The sequence below is a fragment of the Pseudolactococcus insecticola genome, assembly GCF_011170065.1.
GTDB lineage: Bacteria > Bacillota > Bacilli > Lactobacillales > Streptococcaceae > Pseudolactococcus > Pseudolactococcus insecticola.
Genome location: NZ_BLLH01000001.1, coordinates 308,419 through 334,183 on the forward strand (window position 1 = coordinate 308,419; position 25,765 = coordinate 334,183).

17 protein-coding genes, 1 other RNA gene and 1 riboswitch are annotated in these 25,765 nt (G+C 43.2%); all 18 genes read left to right on the forward strand.

Annotated elements, in window-relative coordinates; genetic code table 11:
- Positions 1–136 precede the first annotated feature (136 nt).
- The 18 genes from Hs20B_RS01595 to Hs20B_RS01680 all read left to right on the forward strand — a co-directional run bounded on the left by Hs20B_RS01595 (position 137) and on the right by Hs20B_RS01680 (position 25,733).
- Positions 137–1,222, forward strand: coding sequence for an aspartate-semialdehyde dehydrogenase (locus tag Hs20B_RS01595; RefSeq protein WP_172354908.1), 1,086 nt, complete (start codon positions 137–139; stop codon positions 1,220–1,222).
- A 17-nt stretch (positions 1,223–1,239) separates the two neighbouring features.
- A riboswitch (Lysine riboswitch) is annotated at positions 1,240–1,435 on the forward strand.
- A 76-nt stretch (positions 1,436–1,511) separates the two neighbouring features.
- A complete protein-coding gene (gene dapA, locus Hs20B_RS01600) occupies positions 1,512–2,393 on the forward strand; it encodes a 4-hydroxy-tetrahydrodipicolinate synthase (protein WP_172354910.1) in 882 nt (293 codons plus the stop codon).
- A 145-nt stretch (positions 2,394–2,538) separates the two neighbouring features.
- Positions 2,539–4,257, forward strand: a complete 1,719-nt coding sequence (locus Hs20B_RS01605; protein WP_172354912.1) for a ribonuclease J — start codon at positions 2,539–2,541, stop codon at positions 4,255–4,257.
- Positions 4,258–4,315: 58 nt separating this feature from the next.
- Positions 4,316–7,402: a leucine-rich repeat domain-containing protein gene (locus tag Hs20B_RS01610; protein WP_172354914.1), complete on the forward strand. Its 3,087-nt coding sequence runs from the start codon at positions 4,316–4,318 to the stop codon at positions 7,400–7,402.
- Between the two features lie 117 nt (positions 7,403–7,519).
- On the forward strand, positions 7,520–8,041 hold the full coding sequence (gene pyrR / locus Hs20B_RS01615) for a bifunctional pyr operon transcriptional regulator/uracil phosphoribosyltransferase PyrR (RefSeq protein WP_172354916.1): 522 nt from the start codon (positions 7,520–7,522) through the stop codon (positions 8,039–8,041).
- 4 nt (positions 8,042–8,045) lie between these two features.
- Positions 8,046–9,326 carry a uracil-xanthine permease family protein gene (locus Hs20B_RS01620; protein ID WP_172354918.1) on the forward strand — a complete coding sequence of 427 codons (1,281 nt, stop codon included), beginning with the start codon at positions 8,046–8,048 and terminating at the stop codon, positions 9,324–9,326.
- A 155-nt stretch (positions 9,327–9,481) separates the two neighbouring features.
- Positions 9,482–10,405 carry an aspartate carbamoyltransferase catalytic subunit gene (locus Hs20B_RS01625; RefSeq protein ID WP_371863834.1) on the forward strand — a complete coding sequence of 308 codons (924 nt, stop codon included), beginning with the start codon at positions 9,482–9,484 and terminating at the stop codon, positions 10,403–10,405.
- Positions 10,406–10,452: 47 nt separating this feature from the next.
- Positions 10,453–11,541, forward strand: a complete 1,089-nt coding sequence (locus tag Hs20B_RS01630; protein WP_172354920.1) for a carbamoyl phosphate synthase small subunit — start codon at positions 10,453–10,455, stop codon at positions 11,539–11,541.
- Positions 11,542–11,543: 2 nt separating this feature from the next.
- Positions 11,544–14,732: a carbamoyl-phosphate synthase large subunit gene (gene carB / locus Hs20B_RS01635; protein ID WP_172354922.1), complete on the forward strand. Its 3,189-nt coding sequence runs from the start codon at positions 11,544–11,546 to the stop codon at positions 14,730–14,732.
- A 196-nt stretch (positions 14,733–14,928) separates the two neighbouring features.
- Positions 14,929–15,714 carry a dihydroorotate dehydrogenase electron transfer subunit gene (locus tag Hs20B_RS01640; protein WP_172354924.1) on the forward strand — a complete coding sequence of 262 codons (786 nt, stop codon included), beginning with the start codon at positions 14,929–14,931 and terminating at the stop codon, positions 15,712–15,714.
- Positions 15,714–16,649 carry a dihydroorotate dehydrogenase gene (locus tag Hs20B_RS01645; protein ID WP_172354926.1) on the forward strand — a complete coding sequence of 312 codons (936 nt, stop codon included), beginning with the start codon at positions 15,714–15,716 and terminating at the stop codon, positions 16,647–16,649. Before Hs20B_RS01640 ends, Hs20B_RS01645 begins: the two co-directional genes overlap by 1 nt.
- Complete coding sequence (pyrF, locus tag Hs20B_RS01650) at positions 16,642–17,346, forward strand: orotidine-5'-phosphate decarboxylase (RefSeq protein WP_228407423.1); 705 nt, start codon at positions 16,642–16,644, stop codon at positions 17,344–17,346. Before Hs20B_RS01645 ends, pyrF begins: the two co-directional genes overlap by 8 nt.
- Before the next feature lie 91 nt (positions 17,347–17,437).
- Positions 17,438–17,851, forward strand: coding sequence for a DivIVA domain-containing protein (locus tag Hs20B_RS01655; RefSeq protein WP_172354930.1), 414 nt, complete (start codon positions 17,438–17,440; stop codon positions 17,849–17,851).
- Positions 17,852–17,872: 21 nt separating this feature from the next.
- An RNA gene (gene rnpB, locus Hs20B_RS01660) (RNase P RNA component class B) lies at positions 17,873–18,265 on the forward strand.
- Between the two features lie 103 nt (positions 18,266–18,368).
- Entirely contained in the window at positions 18,369–19,520 is a 1,152-nt protein-coding gene (locus tag Hs20B_RS01665; RefSeq protein WP_172354932.1) for a THUMP domain-containing class I SAM-dependent RNA methyltransferase, read from the forward strand.
- Positions 19,520–21,166 (forward strand): cell division site-positioning protein MapZ family protein, encoded by a 1,647-nt coding sequence (locus Hs20B_RS01670; RefSeq protein ID WP_172354934.1) that lies wholly within the window; start codon positions 19,520–19,522, stop codon positions 21,164–21,166. The genes Hs20B_RS01665 and Hs20B_RS01670 overlap by 1 nt, the downstream gene beginning before the upstream one ends.
- A gap of 114 nt (positions 21,167–21,280) precedes the next feature.
- The gene (gene purC / locus Hs20B_RS01675) at positions 21,281–22,009 is read left to right on the forward strand and encodes a phosphoribosylaminoimidazolesuccinocarboxamide synthase (RefSeq protein ID WP_172354936.1); all 729 of its coding nucleotides are present in this window, start codon (positions 21,281–21,283) and stop codon (positions 22,007–22,009) included.
- A gap of 4 nt (positions 22,010–22,013) precedes the next feature.
- Complete coding sequence (locus Hs20B_RS01680) at positions 22,014–25,733, forward strand: phosphoribosylformylglycinamidine synthase (RefSeq protein ID WP_308780058.1); 3,720 nt, start codon at positions 22,014–22,016, stop codon at positions 25,731–25,733.
- The last annotated feature ends 32 nt before the right edge of the window (positions 25,734–25,765 follow it).

Here is a 25,765-nt window from a genome sequence, read left to right on the forward strand (position 1 = left end):
GTTTGTAAAAACAGTTGCTTACAAAAAGTTCCTTATCATTTGTGATAAGGGGCTTTTTTTTTTCTAAAAATAGTAGTATAATGGTTTTATTGAAATTTTCAAAAAATTGAAACTAAATTATCTTTAGAGGTGGAATATGTCAGAAAAAAACTATACTGTTGCTGTTGTGGGCGCTACTGGTGCTGTCGGAACGCGTATGATTCAAATGCTTGAAGAATCGACATTACCCATCAAGCAAATCCGCTTGTTTGCAACTTATCGCTCAGCTGGTAAAATTTTGAAATTTAAAGGTCAAGATGTTGTCGTTGAAGAAACAACGGAAGATTCTTTTGACGGGATTGACATTGCCCTATTTTCAGCTGGTGGCGGTGTATCTGCCAAGTTTGCACCTTATGCGGTGAAAGCTGGCGCTGTGGTTGTTGATAATACGTCTCATTTCCGGATGAATGCTGATGTGCCACTTGTCGTGCCTGAGGTTAATGCTCACGCGCTTGATGCTCACAACGGGATTATTGCGTGTCCAAACTGTTCAACCATTCAAATGATGGTGGCACTTGAACCTGTGCGTAAGCAATATGGTCTGGATCGTATCATCGTATCGACTTATCAAGCCGTATCCGGTGCTGGTGCAAAAGCAATCGCTGAGGCTGAGCGCGAAATCGCTGAGGTCATCAATGATAAAGTAGACCCTAAAGATGTCCATGCCGATATTTTACCTGCTGGTGGCGACAAAAAACACTATCCAATCGCCTTTAACGCCTTGGCGCAAATCGATGTGTTTACAGATAATGACTACACCTATGAAGAAATGAAGATGACGAATGAAACCAAAAAAATCATGGAAGATGATAGCATCAAGGTTTCAGCTACTTGTGTGCGTGTACCAGTAATCCTTGCCCACTCTGAGTCAGTCTATATCGAAACAAAAGAACTTGCGCCGATTGACGGTGTCAAGGCTGCTATCTCTGCCTTTCCTGGGGCTATTTTGGAAGATGATCCCTCTCAACAAATCTATCCACAAGCTGTCAATGCTGCGGGACGTCGTGAAACATTTGTTGGTCGTATCCGTCGCGATTTAGACGCTGAAAAAGGGATTCATATGTGGGTTGTTTCTGATAACCTTCTCAAAGGTGCCGCATGGAACTCTGTTCAAATTGCAGAATCACTTCATGAACGTGATCTCGTTCATCCAACGGCTGACTTGAAATTTGAGTTGAAATAAGCTATAATTGAGTAAAATTAAATATTAGAGGTCGCAAAGGCGAAGAATCTTGAGTGGAGCTGTGAGGGCGTTGATGCGAAGAGGCGGCGTCCTTTGCCGAAGGAGCTAGTGTGCTCATAACGCTAGCTTTTGGGCTGACTGGTTAAATCCGTCAGACTGTCTTTTGGTGGAAATTGCTTATCAGTTGTCATCAAAAGGTGAGCTAATCAAATCAAACATTTGACTAACTTGCAGCCTCTTTTACTGAGAGGCTGTTTTTTTGTAAAAATGGTCAAGAAAGTAGGAAGAAATGTCTATCGAACAACTAAAACAAGCGAAAATCATCACAGCGCTAGTCACACCCTTTAAGGAAAATGGCGATATTAACTTTGAGGCGCTGCCAAAATTAATTGAGTACTTACTGGCGCATCATACAGATGGTCTGATTTTGGCTGGAACAACGGGTGAATCGCCAACTTTAACGCATGATGAAGAGTTGGACTTATTTGCGGCGGTGCAAAAAATAGTGGCGGGCAGAGTACCTTTGATTGCAGGCGTTGGGACAAATGACACGCGCGACTCGATTGTGTTTACAAAAGAAGTGGCAGAGTTTGGTGGTTTTGCGGCTGGTCTTGCTGTTGTGCCTTACTACAATAAACCGAGTCAGGAAGGTCTATTTCAACATTTTACAGCGATTGCAGATAGCAGTGATCTGCCGATTATTTTATACAATGTCCCTGGTCGTACGGTGGCGCAACTAACGCCTGAGACGAGTTTGCGACTTGCGACGCATCCAAATATCATCGCAATCAAAGAGTGCACGGGTGTTGAAAACTTAACTTATTTGATTGAGCATGCTCCTGATGACTTTTTAGTCTATACTGGCGAGGATGGGCAAGCCTTTCATGCCAAGGCTCTAGGAGCACAAGGCGTGATTTCTGTTGCAGCGCATACAAATGGTGATGACTTTTATAATATGTTTGACAAGCTAGATCACGGTGATGTCAAAGGCGCTGCTGCGATTCAACGTCAACTTTTGCCGAAGATCGATGCGCTTTTTTCAATCCCTAGTCCAGCCCCTGTTAAAGCTGTTTTAAACGATTTGGGATTTGAAGTGGGTCCGTTAAGGTTGCCACTTGTGGCTGCGACTTCTGACGAAGCTGCAAGCATTATCAAAATTGTTGGTGATTAAAATCAAGTCTAAAGAGATATTTGCGGAAATCGCTGAATCATGATATACTTGAGATAAGTGTAACGTACAAGATAAGTCGGAGCTGCACAGTTCCGGCTTTTGAATTGGCAAAGAATGAACGAAAGTATATGGAGATAGAGCAAGTATGAGTAATGTAAAAATTGCGGCGCTGGGTGGCGTGCGTGAGTTTGGTAAGAATATGTATGTTGTCGAGGTTGACGATGTTATTTTTGTGATGGATGCGGGGCTTAAATATCCTGAAACTGAGATGCTGGGTGTGGATTTTGTCATTCCTGATATGTCCTATCTGCTTGAAAATGCGGATCGTGTGGCGGGCGTCTTTGTAACACATGGCCATCCAGACTCAATCGGTGCATTACCTTATCTGCTCTCTGAAGTAGAAGTGCCTGTTTTTGGGAGTCAGTTGACAGTTGAGCTTGCCAAAATCAATGTGAAGAACTTTGACGGTAGCAAGAAATTTGATGATTTCCATGTGGTTGATGAGACGACTGAGATTGATTTTGGAACGGCTGTTATTTCTTTCTTTTCAACGACGCATACCATCCCTGAAAGTCTGGGTGTTGTTGTAGGGACGCCTGACGGCAATGTAGTCTATACGGGTGATTTCAAGTTTGATCCTGCTGTTGGCAAAGGTTACAAGACGAATATCAGTCGTCTGGCTGAGATTGGTACGCAAGGCGTCCTTGCGCTCATGAGTGATTCGGCAAATGCGCTGTCAAGCATCCAGTCAGCAAGTGAATCAGAGGTTTCTGATAAGATTTTTGATACGATTGCTGACTGGGAAGGGCGCGTGATTATCGCGTCTGCTGCAGGCAATTTAGCACGGATTCAGCAGGTGATTGACTCAGCTATCAAGGTTGGGCGTCATGTTGCCTTTACGGGTCATGATATGGATCGTATTGTCAAAACGGCGAGTGACCTAGGCAAACTGCGCATCGATGATGATAAGATGATCATCAGGCCTGAAGAGATCAAGAATTTCGAAGATCATGAGCTTTTGATTCTGGAAACTGGTCGGATGGGTGAGCCACTCAAATCCTTGGGTGACATGGCAAAAGGACGCCATCGTACAGTTAAAATCAAGGATGGCGATCTGGTTTATACGGTAACGAGTCCAACAGTTTCATATGAAACGATTGTGGCAAAAACTGAGAACATTGTGTATCGTGCAGGTGGTATCATGAAGATGCTTTCAAGTGATTTGAAGGTGTCAGGTCATGCGAATTCACGTGATTTACAGTTTATGATGGATATTTTACAGCCTAAAAATCTGGTACCTATCCAAGGAGAATATCGTGAGTTGCAAGCCCACGCGGAGCTTGCCATGGAAGTTGGGATGTTGCCTGAAAACATCTTTCTTTCTAAACGCGGCGAAGTGATTACTTTTGATGCCAATGGTAATCTGGAGCCTGCGGGTGTGATTGCTGCTGAAAACGTCATGATTGATGGTTCAGGTGTTGGTGATATTGGGAATATTGTCTTGCGAGATCGTAAGATTTTGAGTGAAGATGGTATTTTTATCGCCGTTATCACAATTTCAAAACATGATAAAAAAATTATTTCTAAAACAAAAGTGCATACGCGCGGCTTTGTCTATGTGAAAAATTCACGTGATCTGATGAAAGAATCAGCGCTGAAAGTCGATGAGAAAGTCAAGGAATATTTGGCTGGTGATAGCTTTGACTGGGCAGAAATCAAGTCTGAAATTCGAGATACATTAGGCAAATTCTTGTACGATCAAACAAAACGCCGTCCAGTTGTTTTGCCAGTCGTTATGGAAGTTCGTCAGAACGATTTTCGCCAGAAACGTCATTTTAAAAACAAGAAAAAAGTTGAAAAATAAGCAAAATTCCTGAGAGAATCAGGGATTTTTTTCGTATAAAATGGTAGAGGTAATATTTATGCGAAAAAAAATTATGATAACAGGTATGCTTGTTTCGGCGGGACTTTTGCCAGGCGTGAGTGATATTGCATTTCCTTCACATTATGTTAGTGCGGCGACGCTTTCGGATGCTTATGTGGATGCCCAAGGCGTGCATTATACGCTTGATACGAAGAATTTGACGGCGAAAACGGTGAGTTTTTCAGGTGTTGCTGGGGCTAACATTATCATTCCAGATGTGATTGAGATTGCTGGCGTGACGTATGCGGTGACGGAGATTGGCTCAAAATCTTTTTATGGCAGCGAGATTTCAGGGATTATTTTAGGGGCAAATATTGACAATATCGGCACCTATGCCTTTCAAAATTCTAGTTTGGCTACAATTGTTACAAACGATAAACTGAAATCGATCAGAACAGAGGCATTTGCGGGCACTCTGATTGCTGAGATTCACTTTCCTGAAACACTTGAAGTGATTGGTAATCGGGCATTTGCTAATACTTTTCTGACGGAGTTGCAGTTTGGGGTCAATTTGACATCAATTGCCAGTCGAGCATTTTACAATACGCCACTTGTCACGGTTGCTTTTAGCGCGGAAGATGCAAGTACAATCGCATTAGAAGCTTTTTTCGGTGCAAAAATATCTGATTTGACTTTGGGTGCTGAGACGGTGATTGATGCGTCAGCATTTTCAGCAAAAAGTCCATTATTTGCAGCTCTGACGGAACTTTTAACTGCTGGTGCACGGCATATCTATCTGGAAAATGGCGTGGTGATTTCAGATTTGACGGTGATTGATAAGAGCCAGATAGTTGAGATTCCAGTTACAGCTGCTGACGCTGAGAAAACTGAATCAGATAGTAGTCAAGATGATGAAAAAAACTCGGATGATTTAGCTGTTGGGGCAGAGCAGGCGGTCGTGGCTAATCCTGAGGAAGCTGATTCAAATGATGATCAAAGAGAAGAAACCGTAACGGCAATTGATAGTGCTGACGAGCATATCATTAGAAAAGATGAGTTGTCGTCAGAACCGGAAACTTCCTCAGCTACAACGCAGGCCGAAGAAATAAAATCTGCTGATGCTTCTGATGTACTAGAATTAGCAGGGGTTGATGCAATTGTTGAAAATAGTACTGATATTGAAGCATCGACCGTTACTAATCAGAGGGATGATGCGGATGTTGTAGTAGAAAATCCAGTTGAAAACAGTACCGATGATGATTTGATGGCAAAAGCTGAGATTGTGCAGGTACCTGAGACGGTAAATGCCACGGATACTTCTGATACAGCAGAATTCTCTGCTATTTCTGATGTTGTTGAAAATAGTAATGAGACTGAAAACTCGAACGATATTGTTCAGAGAATTGGTGCAGGGCCGACAGTTGAAACTTCTGTTGAAAGTAGTGATGAAGCTGATTTGTTAAAAAATTCAGGGATTTTGCAAGAGATAGACGCAGCTAGTTCTGAAATTGAAAATGGTTTAGAAGATGATCAAAGTGAAATAGAAAAATCTAAAGATGCTTCTGATGAAACAGAAATGACAGAGATTGATGATGTTGATGATGTTTATAAAATTAATAACGAAACTGAAAATTTCACCACCATTAAACAGAGTATTGAAAGCGTAGCTGCAGTTGAAAATTTTGAGAAAATCAAGGGTGATGCTGATTTATCATCGAATCCAGAAGCAGTGTCTGAGTTGAATGTTGAAAATTCTGAACTTGAAATTAGTTCAGATGCCAAACACAACATTAGCGATAATTCGATGTCAGAAATGGGAATTACCACAGCTGCTAATCGAGACGAAGAAGTAAAATCTGAAGTTGTATTTGATAAAACAGAATTGACAGCGATTGGGGAAGTTGAAGAAAATGGCAGCGGAACTGAAAACACGAATAGTATGACTCAGAGAGATGATGTAGAGATAGAAACATCTCTTGAAGTCAGTGATAATACGGACTTACTGTCAGACCTAGAGAATGCAAAGCAGATAAACATGACTCATTCTGAAAATGAGTCAGATGATGACCAAAGTGAAGAAAAGATAAAGGCAGTTGACCATTCTGACGAACATAACATGAGCGGTGATTTTTCGTCAGAACTGGAAATTGTACAGAGATCTGAGACAGAAATTAGCGCAGTTGCTCAAACCGAAGTCATAAAATTTGCTGATGCTTCTGATAAAATGGAATTGGCAACGATTTCTGAAAATAGTAGTAAATCTGAAAACTTAACCGTAATTGATCAGCATGATGAGATGAAACTTGTAACTAAAAATCCTGGTGAAATCAGTGCTGAATATGACTTGCCACCATATTCAGGGATTTTGCAAGAAGCAGGTATAATAGTAGCTGACAGTTCTGGAGAAAACACTATTATAAAAGTTGCACCGTCAGAACTGGAAATTGCGCAAGGATCTGAGCCAGAAATTCCCACAGATGCAGCTCAAACTGAAGCGATAAAATCTGACGATATTTCTGAAAAAACAGAATTGACAGGAAGCAATCAAAGTGCTGACCAAGATAATATATCAGCAAATTCAGACAGTTTGCAGGGACCTAGTACTCGCGAAATAGCGATTTCTGAAACTGAAAAGTCTTCTGACAGTCAAGAAAATGAAGCAATATTATCTACTCTCTCATCTGCTGATCTTAGCGCTGATGGTGAAGTCCCATCTGACGTTAATCAGAAACCTGAATCCGAAATAACACCCATTGATACTACAGATAAAAGCAGTAGTGACGTAGCAATGTTAGCAAATTCAGCTATTGCGCAGTATTGTGATGACCAAATATCAGAAATTAAAAGCTCGGCTTATCTCCCTTTTTCATTGAATAACGAACAAAGCAAAGTGTCAGTAACAGCTGATACTTCTGATAAAAATGTGCCATTAAAACAGTTGGATACGCAAGGTTTGGAGATTGAAATTTCTAAACGAAATCCTTCTTCAGAAACAGCAGACAATCAAGACAAAAAAGACACCAACAACACCATCTCACACTCAGAACTCCCCAAAACCTCAGACAAGTCATCAAAATTCATATCATTTCTAGGGGTTCTCATCACATTTTTCCCGATAAGCATAGCCAAGCGCCGGAAAATTTGATATAATAATAAAAACATACCTTAAATTCGTCCAGAGAGGCGGCAAGGCAAAATGACGGCTTTTATCATTTCCTTGCTTTTTGGGCAAGGAATTTTTCATAGAGAAATGGGAGAGATAATGTCAAAAAAAGAAATTATTGATGAAGTAACGATGAAACGTGCAATCACGCGGATTACTTATGAAATTATCGAGCGCAATAAAGAGCTTGATAAGCTTGTAATTGTCGGAATTAAAACGCGTGGCGTCTACATCGCAAAACGCATCCAAGAACGTCTCAAACAGTTGGAAAATATCGATATTCCACTTGGAGAGCTTGATACAAAACCATTTCGTGATGATGTCAAAACAGCTGATAACACAACTGAGATGCCTGTTAGTATCACGGATCGTGAAATTATCTTAGTTGATGATGTGCTATATACGGGTCGGACAATTCGTGCTGCGATTGATGGCTTGGTTGAGATTGGCAGACCGTCAAAAGTGAGTCTTGCTGTTCTTGTAGACCGTGGTCACCGTGAACTACCGATTCGTGCGGATTATGTCGGAAAAAATATCCCAACGGCGCGTGACGAAGAAATCATTGTGCATGTGGCGGAAATTGACGGTGCAGATAGCATTCTCATCAAAAAAGAGGACTAAAAAGATGACGACACCTAAAAAAGACGTCATTTATGATGTGCACGACAAACCACCTTTTGGCATGTGGATGGGCCTATCGCTGCAACATCTATTTGCCATGTTTGGCTCGACTGTTTTGGTGCCGATATTAGTTGGAATTGATCCGTCTATCGCCCTATTTTCAAGTGGTCTTGGGACGCTCGCACATCTCTCTGTAACCAAGTATAAAATCCCAGCTTACATGGGTTCAAGTTTTGCCTATATCCTTGCTATGCAAAATCTGATGAAACACGGAGGCATAGCTGCGGTTGCTCAAGGTGCAGTTGTGGGCGGGCTTGTCTATCTGCTTGTTGCGTTGATTGTCAAGTTTTCGGGTAAAGCTTGGATTGATAAAGTATTGCCGCCAATCGTTGTGGCGCCAATCGTCATGGTGATTGGCCTTAGCCTTGCTGGGACTGCTGTTAGTGACGCCATGAACCGTGACGGAAAGTATAGTCTGACTTTTCTCCTGATTGCCCTCGTCACACTCTTTGCCGTGGTTGGCTTTAACATGTTTGGTAAGGGTTTGACTAGTCTGATTCCGATTTTACTCGGCATTATTGTTGGTTACTTGTTCACTCTGATTGTCCAAAGTATCACGGGTACAACGATTATCTCTTTTGATGAGCTTGCTAAAAGTCATTGGCTGAGTCTGCCTAGTTTTGATATCATGTTTGTTGATTACCATTTCAAACTTTATCCATCTGCGATTGCGACGATGGCACCGATTGCTTTTGTAACCATGACCGAACATTTCGGTCATGTCATGGTGCTAAACTCATTAACAGGAAATGATTATTTCAAAGATCCAGGACTTGAGCGCACGCTCACAGGTGATGGAGTTGCACAGATTATTGCGGGATTCTTTGGGGCACCGCCTGTGACGTCATATGGCGAAAATATCGGCGTCATGGCCATCACAAAAATTCACTCAGTTTATGTTATTGCGGGTGCCGCAGCTTTTGCTGTCTTGCTGAGCTTTGTTGGCAAGATATCAGCATTGATTCACTCAATTCCAACACCAGTCATTGGCGGTGTGTCAATTGCGCTCTTTGGTGTCATTGCATCGAGTGGACTCAAGATTTTAGTTGAAAATAAAGTTGACTTTGATGACAAGCGCAATCTTTTGATTGCAAGTGTTATCTTGGTATCTGGTATCGGTGGTCTGATGCTTAATGTTAAAGGGATTTTAATATCAAGTGTTGCCTTTTCAACACTTTTAGGTATCGGCATGCACTTAATTTTACCAAAAACTATTGATAAGTAATCAGAATTTTGCTATAATAGTAAAAATGAATAAAATCCTTTAACAACAGTCCCGTGAGGCTGTGAAGGTTGTCCACGATAACGCACGTTTTTTGACGAGCGCATGGCTGCCTTTTAAGGTAGCCATTTTTTTGTGAAAGGAATCTAGATTTGACAATTTCACCAGACGGCAGGGTGTCAATCAAACACTTGACAAGTATGGAGTTACTGAGCAATGATGAAGTTCTAGGCCTGATTAAACGGGCACAAGACTACAAATATCAGCGCATCAAACCAGAGCTCAAACGTCAGTTTTTCGCAGCCAATCTTTTTTTTGAAAGCTCAACACGGACACACAAATCCTTTGAGATGGCAGAAAAAAAATTAGGTCTCGAAGTCATTGAGTTTGATGCGAAAGCAAGCTCGGTCAATAAAGGCGAGACGCTTTATGATACAATTTTGACCATGAGCTCGATTGGTGTTGATATTTGCGTTATCAGACATACCGATGAGCATTACTATCAGGAGCTTGTTGATAGTCGGACCATTCAGACGACCATTGTCAATGGTGGTGATGGGTCAGGACAGCATCCGAGTCAGTCTCTACTTGATCTGATGACCATCTACGAAGAATTTGGCACCTTTCAGGGCTTGAAAATCATGATAGCAGGTGACATTACGCACAGCCGTGTCGCAAAGTCCAACATGCAAATGCTCAAACGTCTGGGTGCTGATATTTATTTCACAGGACCTAAAAGTTGGTATTCTGACGAGTTTGATGTTTACGGGCATTACGTTAGTTTAGATGATATGATAGGTCAAGTAGATGTGCTCATGCTTCTGCGAGTGCAACACGAGCGTCATGCGTCTGGGGAGACATTTTCAAAGGCCGACTATCATGCACAATACGGTCTGACGCATGCGCGCTACGCTGCTATGCGAGCGGATGCAATCATCATGCACCCGGCGCCTGTCAATCGTGGTGTTGAAATCGCAAGTGACCTAGTCGAAGCACCTAAATCCCGAATCGCAGCGCAGATGACAAATGGTGTTTTCATGCGAATGGCAATATTAGAAGCGATTTTAAACGGCAAATCATAAACTGATACTGATGAGAAGAATGTAGAACGAGAATGAAAGAGGAAAGAATGAAACGACTTTTAATTTTAGAAGATGGCACGATTTTTGAAGGTACGGCTTTCGGTGCGGATGTAGACGTGACAGGTGAGGTCGTCTTTAACACGGGGATGACAGGCTACCAAGAGTCAATCACCGATCAGTCATACAACGGTCAGATTCTGACCTTCACCTATCCTTTGGTTGGTAATTACGGCATTAACCGGGACGACTATGAGTCAATCATCCCAACTTGTAAAGGTGTGGTTGTCCGTGAAAACGCCCGTTTAGCAAGTAATTGGCGCAATCAAATGTCACTGGACGAATTTTTGCAGCGTAAAAATATCCCAGGTATTTCAGGCATTGACACGCGTGCTCTGACGCGGATTATCCGCCATCATGGTACCATGAAAGCAACGCTAGCAAATCCTGGTGATGAAATCAAGCACATGCAAGATCAGCTGCGGGCGACTGTTTTGCCGACAAACCAAGTCGAGCAAGTGTCAACGCAAACGGCTTATCCAAGTCCTGGCACAGGTCGCAATATTGTCGTTGTTGACTTTGGACTCAAACATTCTATTTTGCGGGAACTCTCAAAACGTGAGTGCAATCTGACGATTGTGCCACATACCATCACAGCCAAGGAAATTATTGATATGAATCCTGACGGCGTGATGCTGACAAATGGTCCTGGGGATCCGACGGATGTGCCTGATGCACTTGAAATGATCCAAGGCATTCAAGATAAATTCCCTATTTTTGGGATTTGTCTGGGACACCAACTGTTTGCCATGGCAAATGGTGCCACAACAAGCAAGATGAAATTTGGGCACCGTGGCTTTAACCATGCCGTTCGTGAGATTGCAACTGGCCGTGTTGATTTTACCTCACAAAACCACGGATACGCTGTAGACGCAGCATCAATCGATAAGACTGACCTAATGGTCACACATATCGAAATCAATGACCAGTCTGTTGAAGGGGTCCGTCATAAATATCTGCCAGCCTTTTCAGTGCAATTTCACCCTGACGCTGCGCCAGGACCACACGATGCGGATTATCTTTTTGATGAATTTATGGAAATGATCGATGCAACTAAGCTTGAGAAAGGTGACTTCTAACAATGCCAAAACGTAACGATATTAAAAAAATCATGGTGATTGGTTCTGGACCAATTATCATTGGACAAGCTGCTGAATTTGACTATGCTGGGACGCAAGCCTGTCTTGCCCTCAAAGAAGAAGGGTATAGCGTTGTTCTTGTCAATTCCAATCCTGCAACAATCATGACCGACCGCGAAATCGCAGATAAAGTCTACATTGAGCCCATCACAGTTGAGTTTGTCACACGTATTCTCCGTAAAGAACGTCCTGATGCCCTTCTACCAACACTTGGTGGGCAAACTGGGCTAAATATGGCGATGGAGCTGTCAAAAACTGGCATCTTAGATGAGCTTGACGTTGAATTGCTTGGGACGAAACTCTCAGCCATTGACCAAGCAGAAGACCGTGACTTGTTCAAACAACTTATGGAAGAGCTTGATCAGCCAATTCCTGAGTCTGAGATTGTTAACACCGTCGAAGAAGCAGTTGCTTTTGCAGGCAAAATCGGCTACCCGATTATTGTCCGTCCTGCCTTTACACTTGGCGGTACAGGCGGCGGCATGTGTGACAACGAAGAAGAACTGCGTGAAACGGCTGAAAATGGTTTGAAACTGTCACCCGTGACGCAATGTCTCATTGAACGCTCAATCGCTGGTTTCAAGGAAATTGAGTATGAAGTTATGCGCGATGCTGCGGACAATGCCATTGTCGTGTGTAATATGGAAAACTTTGACCCGGTTGGGATTCATACAGGGGATTCAATCGTCTTTGCACCGAGTCAGACGCTTAGCGATATCGAATATCAAATGTTGCGTGATGCGTCACTTAAAATCATCCGTGCCCTTAAAATTGAAGGTGGCTGTAATGTTCAGCTGGCCCTTGATCCAGATAGCTTTAACTACTATGTTATTGAAGTCAATCCGCGTGTGTCACGCTCATCTGCTTTGGCATCCAAAGCAACAGGTTATCCGATTGCAAAATTGGCTGCAAAAATCGCAGTCGGCCTTACACTTGATGAGATGATAAACCCAGTCACAGGGACGACATATGCTATGTTTGAGCCTGCGCTTGACTATGTTGTGTCAAAAATTCCACGTTTCCCATTTGATAAGTTCGAGTCTGGTGAACGCCGTCTTGGTACACAAATGAAGGCAACGGGCGAAGTCATGGCGATTGGCCGTAACATCGAAGAATCATTTTTGAAAGCAGTTCGCTCGCTTGAAGTGGGTGTTTATCATAATGAAATGCCAGAACTTGCAGAAGTGACTGACGATGCTTTGGTCGAAAAAATCGTCAAAGCGCAAGACGACAGACTTTTCTATCTGTCAGAAGCCATTCGCCGGGGCTATACCATTGAAGAGCTGCACAGTCTGACGAAAATTGACCTCTTTTTCCTTGATAAACTTTTGCACATTTTTGAAATCGAGCAAGAACTTGCGACAAATGTTTTTAATCCTGAAACATTGAAAACTGCAAAACGCAATGGCTTTTCTGACCGAAAAATCGCTGATCTCTGGAATACAGATGCAGCTGAAATTCGCAAACGTCGTGTTGACAATAAAATCAATCCAGTTTTCAAAATGGTGGATACATGTGCTGCTGAGTTTGAGTCGACAACGCCATATTTTTACAGTACTTATGAGTTTGAAAATGAATCTGTTCGCTCTGACAAGGAATCAGTTCTAGTATTGGGTTCTGGCCCGATTCGTATTGGTCAAGGGGTCGAGTTTGACTATGCGACGGTTCACTCTGTCAAAGCTATTCAAGCTGCAGGTTATGAAGCCATCATCATGAATTCAAATCCTGAGACAGTCTCTACTGACTTTTCAGTATCAGATAAACTTTATTTTGAGCCACTGACATTTGAAGATGTGATGAACGTGATTGATCTTGAGCAGCCTAAGGGCGTCATCGTTCAGTTTGGCGGACAAACCGCGATTAATCTTGCTGAGCCTTTGTCAAAAGCAGGTGTGACTATTTTAGGGACGCAGGTTGAGGCGCTTGATCGTGCCGAAGACCGCAAATTGTTTGAAGCGGCGCTTCAAGAGCTTGAAATTCCACAACCAATTGGCGCAACGGCAACTAACGAAGAAGAAGCAGTAGCAAATGCCAACCGCATTGGCTACCCCGTTCTTGTCCGCCCGTCATATGTACTTGGCGGTCGTGCGATGGAGATTGTCGACAATGAAGCGGACTTGCGTAACTACATGCAAACAGCCGTTAAAGCGAGTCCGGATCATCCCGTTTTGGTCGATTCTTACTTGCTTGGTCGTGAGTGTGAAGTCGATGCCATCTGCGATGGTGAAAATGTCCTGATTCCTGGCATCATGGAACATATCGAGCGTGCTGGGGTTCACTCTGGCGACTCGATGGCTGTGTATCCACCGCAAAATCTGTCGCCTGAAATTCAAGCAACGATTGCTGATTATACAAAACGTCTTGCGATTGGGCTAAATTGTATCGGCATGATGAATGTTCAATTTGTCATCTTTGATAACACAGTTTACGTGATTGAGGTGAATCCTCGTGCGTCACGGACTGTACCATTTTTGTCAAAAGTGACTGGTATTCCAATGGCACAAGTGGCAACACAGCTGATTCTCGGGAAGACACTGACAGAACTTGGCTATGAAGATGGCCTTTACCCAGAAGATGATAAAGTCCATGTCAAAGCACCGGTCTTTAGTTTCACAAAATTGCAAAAAGTTGATGCTTATCTCTCTCCAGAGATGAAATCTACTGGTGAAGTTATGGGTTCAGATGCAACGCTTGAAAAAGCATTGTACAAAGCGTTTGAAGCGTCATATCTGCATTTGCCAACTTTTGGTAACGTACTTTTCACAGTGGCAGACGATAGTAAAGAAGAAGCACTAGCACTGGCTAAACGTTTCCACGAGATTGGTTATGGTATCTATGCGACATCTGGGACCGCAAAATATTTTGAGCAAAATGGCGTCTATGCGGATATTGTCGCAAAAATTGGTGAAGAAACAGAAAATCAAGATAATATCGTTGACTGCATTCGTGCAGGACGTGTGCAAGCTGTGGTCAATACCATGGGCAAAAATCGCAATGATCACAATACAGACGGCATGGCGATTCGTCGTGAATCTGTTGAACATGGTGTGCCACTGTTTACGTCACTTGACACGATTGCAGCCATGTTGAAAGTTTTGGAAAGCCGATCGTTTGTAACGCAGGCGATTTGATTACGGGCGTCATTTGGCAAGTGCCATAAATTTTGTTATAATAAACGAAAGTCCTTTAAGTCACGCCGAGAGTGTGATAAGGTTGCAGCGTTAGATGAAAGCAAACCGTAGGATTTTTCCTGCGGTTTTTGCTATGATTTGATGGTTGCTTTAGCAAGGTACAAATTTTGTACGAGATGTTTTAAGAAAGGTTGCGATGATTTTACAAGAAGAGATGACGATTTTGTCAAACGTCAACATTGCCCCGCGTGTTTTTCGGATGGTTTTACAAGGTGAGATGGTACTTGATATGCAAGTACCAGACCAGTTTTTGCATCTACGTGTGCCAAGTCCTGATAAGGTTTTGCGCCGTCCGATTTCGATTTCTGAGTATGACCATGCGACTAAAACTTGCGTGATTATTTATCGAGTTGAAGGTCCTGGACTTGCGGACGTTTCTGAGATGGTGCCAGGTCAAAAACTTGACGTTATGGGACCTTTGGGCAATGGATTTGATCTCAGCACGCCATTTCCCAACAAAAAAGCTTTGATCGTTGCAGGCGGCATCGGGACGCCACCAATGGTTCAACTCGCCCGCGACTTGCAAAAAAAGGGGGTAGCAGTCACGGTTTTCCTAGGCTTTGCACAAGCGTCAGCTGTGATTTTAGAAGCTGAGTTTCGTGAGGTTGCTGCTGATGTTCAGGTGGTGACAGATGATGGCTCATATGGGCGTCAGGGTCATGTTGGTGTGCTCATGGACGGGGTTGAGATGGCTGACTTTGATGCAGTTTATGCCTGTGGAGCGCCTGGTATGTTACGTGCAGTTGCAGCGAAAACTGAAAATCATCCCAATGCCTTCATCTCAATGGAGGCACGAATGGCTTGCGGCATGGGTGCTTGCTATGCTTGCGTGGTTCATGTGGTAGGTGACGAAACAGGGCAACAATCGCTAAAAGTATGTGATAATGGTCCGATATTTAGAGTTGGAAAGGTGGTCATCTGATGACTGAAAATAGACTTGCCATTCAATTGCCCGGGCTTGATTTGAAAAATCCAATCATGCCTGCGTCTGGTTGTTTTGGTTTTGGTGAAGAGTATGCCAAATACTACGATTTATCAAAACTTGGCTCAATTATGATCAAGGCAACAACGCCTGAAGCCAGATATGGCAATCCCACACCACGTGTGGCTGAGACACCTTCTGGCATGCTGAACGCCATTGGCCTCCAAAACCCAGGCGTTGATGCGGTCATCTCTGATAAACTACCGAAACTAGAAAAATATGATTTGCCGATTATTGCTAATGTGGCTGGTTTTTCGACTGAGGATTACCGCATTGTCACGCAAAAAATTTCAAAGGTTGCCAATATTTCAGCGATTGAGCTCAATATCTCATGTCCAAACGTTGACCATGGCAATAATGGTCTCTTGATTGGACAAGTGCCCGAGCTTGCATTTGATGCAGTTCAGGCAGCTGTGTCGGTTTCTGACGTGCCGATTTATGTCAAGCTAACGCCATCGGTTACAGATATCAAAGAAATCGCCCGAGCGGTTGAATCTGCTGGCGCGGCTGGTTTCACGATGATTAACACGCTTGTCGGGATGCGGTTTGATCTTAAAACGCGTCAGCCAATTTTAGCAAATACAACAGGTGGGATGTCAGGACCTGCAGTTAAGCCTGTTGCGCTCAAACTGATTCGCGAAGTGGCGCAGATTTCTAATCTGCCAATCATCGGGATGGGTGGCGTGACAAGTGCGCAAGATGTGCTTGAGTTTATGATTGCTGGTGCATCGGCAATTGGTGTTGGAACGGCCAATTTCACCGATCCATTTGCCTGTCCGAAAATCATTGAAAGTCTGCCTGAGGTTATGGATCAGTATGGCATTTCAGACTTGCAGACTTTTGTAAATGAGTGTCAGGAGGCGATTCGTGGGTAAATTTGTAGAAAATAGACCGGTGATTGCACTAGATTTTCCAGCGTTTTCGGACGTTAAAAATTTTTTGGAAAAATTTGGTCAAGATGAAAAATTATATGTCAAGGTTGGCATGGAGCTATTTTATGCCGCAGGACCTGATGTCGTCAAATATATCAAGTCTCTGGGACATGACGTCTTTTTGGATTTGAAATTGCATGATATTCCAAACACGGTTAAATCTGCCATGAAAGTCATCGCAAATCTTGGTGTTGACTTGACAAATGTCCATGCTGCGGGTGGCGTTGAGATGATGCAAGAAGCACTTGACGGCTTAGCTGGTACGACAAAGTTAATTGCAGTGACACAGCTCACGTCAACAAGTGAAGCACAGATGCAGGCATTTCAAAATATTCAAACGTCTCTGACTGAGTCCGTCGTGCATTATGCGCAGAAAACAGCTGAGGCAGGCCTTGCTGGTGTTGTTTGTTCAGCGCAAGAGGTTGAACTAATCAAAAAAGCCACGTCAGAAGACTTTATCTGTCTGACGCCTGGTATACGCCCTGCAGGTGCCGCAGTTGGTGATCAAAAACGTGTGATGACACCGAGTCGAGCGCGTCAGATTGGCAGTGATTTCATCGTGGTGGGCAGACCAATCACGCAAGCTGAAAACCCTGTTAGCGCTTACCATTTGATCAAAAATGATTGGTTGCAAAAATAAGACAAAACGCTCAAGCTTGCTCTTGTAAATCAGTCAAATTTTTGGTAAGATTGAGGGTATAACGAAAAGAAATAGCGAGACTTTGATAATAATGGCAACTTATAATTTAACGCCCAAAGATATTTATGATGCGGATTTTGACATAAAAATGCGTGGTTATGACAAGGATCAAGTCAACGATTTACTTGATGATGTCATTGTAGACTATGAAAAATTCCAAGAAGAAATATTGTCTTTGCAAGAAGAAAATGAATTTCTGAAGAAAAAAATCCGTGATACTGAAGCAAGACCGCAAGGTGCTGTCTCAGAAAATACGCAACGTTTCAATCCAATTGCTAGTGCTTCATCAGACGCAACAGATAAACCTGTTGAGACAGCATCAGGTGCACGTGTGACGATGAAGTCTGTCAATAACTTTGACATTCTCAAACGCCTTAACCGTTTGGAACGCGCTGTTTTTGGTCCGCAAGCACAAGCAAATAGTGCTGAGACACCGGCTGAATAAGCAATACAGAAATAACAACCAGTTTTTGGATAATTGCGCGATTGTTTAACAGTCGTGAGGAAAGTCCATGCTCGCGCAGGCTGCGATGCCTGCAGTGTTTGTGCTAGGCGAAACCATAAGCCTAGGTAGGCCCGTCAAGCCTAACGGCTGAATTCAAGCTAAGTTTTCTTCGGAAGATAGGCGGAAAATTCTGTAAAAGTGCCATAGAGACGAGTTGCTTTGGAAACTTAGCAAGTGGAACGTGGTAAACCCCTCAAGCGAGCAACCCAAACTTATGGTAGGGGCACTTGTCACGCGGAACGTTAAAGAACGTACGACGAGGCTAGGTGAGAGATTTTCTTAACTAGCAGACAGATGATTATCGAAGGACTGCGTGTCTGACATGCAGTCTGGAACAAAACATGGCTTATAGAAAACTGGATGACAGGGGCTGGAGCGTAAAGCTCCAGCTTTTTTGACTAGTTTATCTAGACAGAATCGCTGGCACTGATATCAAGCTAGCGCTAGAAAAGAAAAAATGAAAAATAACTTTAATTTAGTAGCAACTGCAGCGGCTGGACTTGAAAGTCTAACAGCACGTGAATTGCGTGATTTAGGCATTGAGACGCAGCTTGATGATCGTTCGCGCATCCTGTTTTCAGGGGATAAGAAAACGATTGCAACGGCAAATCTCTGGCTAAGAACTGCTGACCGTGTCAAAATCATCGTGGGTGAATTTCCAGCCAAGACTTTTGACGACTTGTTTGAAGGTGTTTTTGCTTTGGAATGGGAGGAGCTACTCCCATTTGGTGCTAAGTTCCCGATTGCTAAGGCAAAAAGTATCAAATCTGACTTGCACAATGAACCTAGCATCCAAGCCATCACGAAAAAAGCGATTGCTAAAAAGTTGCAGGCGCATTACCATCGACCTGAAAATGTACCGCTACCTGAAACTGGGGCCACATTTTCTATCGAAGTAGCGCTGCACAAAGACATGGTGACGCTCATGATTGATACAACCGGTGAGTCACTCTTTAAGCGCGGTTATCGGATTGACAAGGGTGGAGCGCCAATCAAGGAAAATATGGCCGCTGCTATCATTATGCTGACAAACTGGCGTGCGAATATGATGCGGCCGTTTGTGGATCCGACTTGTGGCTCTGGTACATTTTGTATTGAAGCGGCTTTGATTGGCATGAATATCGCACCTGGTTTTAACCGGGACTTTGCCTTTGAAGCATGGCCTTGGTTTGAAGATGAAATTTTTCAGGAAGTTCGTGACCATGCTGAAGCTCAGGCGAATTATGATGCAGAGCTTGATATTTCTGGATTTGATATAGATGGTAAGATGATTGCTATTGCTAAGGAAAATGCCCTTGAAATCGGTCTTGACGGCATTGTCAACTTCAAACAAATGCGCTTGCAGGATTTTCAAACAGAAAAATTAGACGGCGTGTTGGTTTCTAACCCGCCCTATGGTGAGCGTCTGGGCGATGAGGAGATGGCTTATCAGCTTTACAAGGAGATGGGCGAGACTTTTGCACCACTTGAAACATGGAGTAAATATATCATCACGAGCGATCTGATGTTCGAGGAGCATTTTGGGCGCAAAGCAACTAAAAAACGCAAGTTATATAACGGTCGCCTGCGCACAGATTTGTACCAATATTTTGGTAAGAGAATAAAATAATGGCTAAAAAAAAGAAGAAAAAAAGAACGCCCTATAAGGAAAAAACGCTGCCACTAAAAGAGGCAGAAAAGATGACAGTGGGGGAGCTCGCTGAGAAATCAGCTGCGATAGAAACTGAAAATATCGCAAAAGAAAGCTCACTAGACAAATACATCCGCAATCATCGTTCAGATATCGAAACGGCCAAGAAAGAACGTGAAGAAAAGGCGACAGCAGCAGCGTTAGCACTTGATGACTTGATCAAAACGGCACGTGTTGAAACTGAAGCCGAAACTGATACGGAAAAACCTGCATCAGAAGTGACTATACCTGAAAAATCAGATCGTGAGTCTGACGAAACGACTTCTGATGTGCCTGCTGAGCTAGTTAGTGATAAAAACGTCACTGAAACCACTTCTGACGAAACATCTGAACCTGATTTTCCTGAATTACAAGGTAGTTTTGACGAGGTGGTAGTTGCTAAAGAGACTGAACCAGAACCAGCGCCGTCAGAACCAGAAGTAAAAGCTGATTCGAAAAAATCAGCACCTAAAAGAACTAAAAAGTCTGATAAGAAAAAGGTCAAAACACCAGTTGTTGCTCCAGTGATTGCAGTGGCAGATAAGGATAAACCTCTAGTGAAGACAGCAGAACCAAAAACTGATGCTGCTGAGAAAGCTAGTACTGAGTCTAAGACGTCTTCTGATGCCTTGACACGTGCGGGGAAGTCAGATGATAAGCAAAAAAAATCTAAAAAGCCTGTTATTATTGCTGCTTGTGCCATATTATTATTGGCGGCGGGTGGTTTTGCTTGGTATCATTCAGCTGATCAAGATAAACAGGCTAAGTCTGTTCAAGCTTCAAAAACAGAGGATAAAAAGTCTGCTGCTGCTCAAAAAACGGCTGCTTTCAATAAAGTTTTTGCGTCATTTTTCACAGATAACAAACAGACAAAGCTAAAAAATAGTGTCTTTGGCAAGGTGGCTGAGCTTGATAAGAGCCTTGCAACGCTGAAAAATCAGAGCAACTACAAGCAGAAAAAAGCCAAGGTTGATGCACTAAAAGCAGAAATTGCCGCGACGCAAGCGCTTAATGCGAAGTTTGACAAGCCTGCCATCACAGATGGGGAGCTTGATAAGACGGCAACTGTCAAAAAAGGCGAAACAATCAGCTACACAGCAACTGAAAATGAAAGCTTGAACACGTTACTTCAAGCAGCCGTTGCACAAGGACAAGCGCAACAAAAATCTGCAGCATCTTCAGCTGTTGCGGCGTCATCATCGCAGGCAGCTGCTCAAGCAGCAAGTGCTAGTCAAAGTACCCCACAAGCCGCTGTATCATCATCTACTGCACCCGCGGCGTCAGCAAGTCAAGCAAGTGTCCAAGTTGATAGCAGCAATTCCCGCGTGCCTGTTGATCCCAATGCCAACGCGAGTAATCCTGCGTTTGCCTGGGCAAGTGGTATCAAGGAGATGGTGCTACAAAAATGTCGTGATCGTGGCTATATCACGGGAGATGCCTATATTCTCTTACCTGCTAGCATCCAAAACGGTGTCGGATACTACAATCTTTACAAGCCAGACGGTACTTATCTTGTCTCAATCAACTCACAAACGGGTTATTTTGTGGGCAATGGTGCTGGACATTCTGATGCTTTAGACTATTAAAAATGGTTAAAATCCGAACATTATACTTAAAAACTGTCAAAATTTGGCAGTTTTTTCATGTTTTTCGGCCAATTTGCGCTATTATAGAAGTAACAAATCGATTAGGAGATGACAATGACTGAAAAACGAACTTTGCTCTATGAAGGTAAGGCGAAAAACCTTTACAACACGGATGATGCAACGATTGTGCTTGCTGAGTACAAGGACCAAGCAACTGCGCTAAATGGCAAGAAAAAAGACCAGATTGCAGGCAAAGGCGAGCTTAATAATCAAATCACAAGTTTGATTTTCCGTGAGCTCAATCGTCGTGGTGTTGCAACGCATTTTATTGAGCAGATTTCTAAAACCGAACAATTAAATACGAAAGTTGCTATTATTCCGCTTGAAGTTGTTGTGCGTAATGTCACGGCAGGCTCGTTTTCTAAACGTTTTGGCATTGCTGAAGGCATCGCATTTCCAAAGCCAATTGTCGAATTTTACTATAAAAACGATGACTTGGATGATCCATTTATCAACGATGAGCACGTGAAATTTCTTGATATTGCAACAGATGATGAGATTGCCTTTCTTAAAAAATCAGCGCTTGAGATTGATACCATTTTGACTGATATTTTTGCTAAAATTGACTTGACACTTATCGACTTTAAACTGGAATTTGGCCGTCTGCCTGATGGAAGCATTATCCTTGCTGATGAGGTGTCGCCTGATACGTCACGTCTCTGGGATGCTGATAACAACCACGTTGATAAAGACGTTTACCGTCGTGACCTGGGGGATATTATCCCAGTTTACCAAAAAGTTCTCACTGGTTTGCAAGCAGAATTTGAAAATGAAGGAAAATAATCTCGTGAAAAAACGTATTTTTGTTGCTAAAAAGCCTGAGTTCAAGGTGAAAAATCAAGCACTTTTAAGTGAATTACAACATAATTTGCAGCTCAAAACGCTGACTTCTGTCAACATTGTCCAAGTCTATGATGTGTTTCGTGTAACACCTGACATCTTGGCCGCTGCTGAGCAGTCTATCTTTTCTGAAAAAGTGACTGACAACGTCCTAGTTGATGCAACAGTTGCGTCTGCGCTTGATAATAGCCGTTTTTTTGCCATTGAAGCCTTGCCAGGTCAGTTTGACCAACGCGCAACATCAGCAGAAGAAGCCCTGTTTTTACTTGGTGCTAGCAAGGATGCAACTGTCAGAACTGCGCAGCTTTATCTGCTCAATCCTGACTTGTCAGACGCTGAGTTTGAGGCAATCAAAAATTACCAACTCAACGCTGTTGATTCACGTTTTAAAGATATTCAGGCAGCTATTTCTGACGAGGAAATTTTGGATGTAACGCAAACGATTCCAGTGCTTGACGGTTTTATCACGCGTACTGCTGATGAAATCGCTGCGCTGCATGCGTCATACAGTCTTGCCATGGAAGTGGCGGATTTGCTGTGGATTCAGGATTATTTCAAAAAAATCGGTCGTAATCCGACTGAAACTGAGCTGAAGGTACTCGACACTTACTGGAGTGACCACACGCGTCACACGACTTTTGAAACTGAGCTGAAAGATATTGACTTTTCACGTTCAAAATTCGAGTCGCAATTGCAGGCAACATTTGACAAATACCAAGCTATGCGTGAAAACATCAAACGCACTGAAAAACCAACAACGCTCATGGAGTTGGCAACGATTTTTGGCCGTTATGAGCGTGCAAATGGTCGATTGGATGACATGGAAGTGTCTGACGAAATCAATGCGTGTAGCGTTGAAATTGAAGTGGATGTAAACGGTGTTAAAGAACCGTGGTTGCTCATGTTCAAGAATGAAACGCACAATCACCCAACTGAAATAGAGCCGTTTGGTGGCGCATCTACATGTATTGGTGGTGCCATTCGCGACCCACTTTCTGGTCGTGCTTATGTCTATCAAGCCATGCGTATCACGGGAGCAGGCGATATTACAGCGCCAATTTCTGAAACACGTGCAGGTAAACTGCCGCAACAAGTCATTTCAAAAGGTGCCGCCCACGGATATAGCTCTTACGGTAATCAAATCGGGCTTGCGACGACTTATGTCAAGGAATATTTCCACCCTGGATTTGTCGCTAAACGCTTGGAAACTGGTGCTGTCGTTGGTGCTGCGCCAAAAGAGAATGTTTTGCGTCTTAAACCTGAAGCAGGTGATGCGATTATCTTGCTCGGTGGCAAAACAGGTCGTGACGGCGTTGGTGGTGCAACGGGGTCATCTAAGGTACAAACCAAGGAAACTGTTGCCACTGCGGGTGCCGAAGTCCAAAAAGGAAATGCCATCGAAGAACGCAAGATCCAACGTCTTTTCCGTGATCCAGCTGTGACACAGCTCATCAAAAAATCAAATGACTTTGGTGCAGGTGGCGTGTGTGTGGCTATTGGCGAATTAGCCGACGGCTTGCGCATTGATCTGGACAAGATTCCTTTGAAATATCAAGGCTTGACTGGTACAGAAATTGCGATTTCTGAGTCGCAAGAACGGATGTCTGTTGTCGTTGACAAGTCTGACGTTGCTGCATTTATCGCAGCCTCTGCTAAGGAAAATATTCTAGCCGTTCAAGTCGCAGAAGTTACTGAAAAAGCCAATCTGACAATGGTTTGGAAAGGTCAGACAATTGTTGACATTGCGCGTGATTTTCTGGATACAAATGGTGTTCGGGTCGTCGTTGATGCGACAGTCGTGGACTCTGACGAAACGCTTCCATTTGACGTCAAAACTAGCTCTGAGACACTTGCAACAGACCTCAATCAACTCTTGTCACAACTGAACTTTGCCTCTCAAAAAGGCTTGCAAACAATTTTTGATAGCTCAATCGGGCGCTCAACGGTCAACTCACCTATCGGTGGGCGTTATCAGTTGACACCAACGGAAAGCTCTGTTCAAAAATTGCCTGTTTTAAATGGCGTGACAAATACCGTTTCATTGCTGGCACACGGCTACAACCCTGAAATTGCGGCATGGTCACCTTATCACGGCGCAGCTTATGCAGTGATTGAAGCAACAGCAAGGCTTGTAGCGACTGGGTCAAACTGGTCTAAAGCACGTTTTTCATACCAAGAATATTTTGAACGTATGGACAAAGAAGCAGAGCGCTTTGGTAAGCCCCTTGCGGCTTTGCTAGGTTCGATTGAAGCGCAAGAACAACTGGGCTTGCCGTCAATTGGAGGAAAAGATTCGATGAGTGGGACTTTTGAGGACATCACAGTGCCACCGACATTGATTGCCTTTGGTGTGACGACGTCTGAGGCTGACCGTGTGCTCTCACCCGAGTTCAAGGCAGCGGGCGAAAATATCTATTACCTGCCAGGTGTTGCGATTTCTGAGGATATTGATTGGGCGACTGTCAAGGACAACTTTGCAACTGTTTCTGAGCTTCAAAAAGATAACAAGATTACAGCTGCGATTTCAACCAAGTCAGGTGGCTTTGGTGAAGCGATTTCGCTCATGACTTTTGGCAATCATATTGGTGCAAACATCAAACTTGATGATCTTTCAAACGTGATCAAAGCTGAGTTTGCAGGTTTTATTCTGACGACGCCTGACACGATTTCTGACACGAAGGCTATCAAGATTGGCCAAACGACTTCGGCGTTCAATCTTGTGGTCAATGGCAGCAGCATTTCAGGCGACGTCCTACTTGCAAGCTACGAAAAACCGCTTGAAACTGTTTATCCGACAGTCTTTGAACAATCTGACGAGTTACCAAGTCTTGCGACAAAAGCGTCAGAATATGTGTTCAAAGCACCAGTGAAAATTGACAAACCGCTTGTCTATATCCCTGTTTTCCCAGGCACCAACTGCGAATATGACACAGCCAAAGCCTTTGAAGCGGCAGGGGCTAGCACTGTCATTGTACCGTTTAGAACACTTGACATTGCAGATTCTATTCGTGAGATGGTAGCACATATCAACACTGCAAATATTCTCATGTTTGCAGGTGGTTTTTCTGCCGCAGATGAACCTGATGGATCAGCCAAATTTATCGTTAATATTCTCTTAAACGAGCAAGTCAAATCAGCAATTGATGACTTTATCGCACGAGGTGGTTTGATTTTGGGAATCTGTAATGGTTTCCAAGCCCTTGTCAAATCTGGACTCTTGCCATATGGTCAATTTGACAGCTTGTCTGAAACATCTCCAACGCTTTTCTACAATGATGCCAATCAACATGTTGCAAAAATGGTTGAAACGAAAATTTTGAACACCAATTCACCATGGTTGTCAGGCGTTGAAGTGGGCGATGTACACACGATTCCTGTCTCACATGGTGAAGGTAAATTTGTCGTAACAGAAAAAGAGCTTGCTGAACTTGCTGAAAATGGTCAAATCATCACACAATACGTTGATTTTGCGGGCAATGCTAGCATGGATTCACTTTATAATCCAAACGGTTCGGTTGCAGCTATTGAAGGTATTATTAGTAAAAATGGGCAAATTCTTGGTAAAATGGGACATTCAGAACGTTATGAAACTGGTCTGTTCAAAAATGTTCCAGGTAACAAAGATCAAAAACTTTTTGAGAGTGCAGTTGCTTATTTTAAAGGGTGAACTCGTCTCATAAACTAGCAAAAACTTATCTG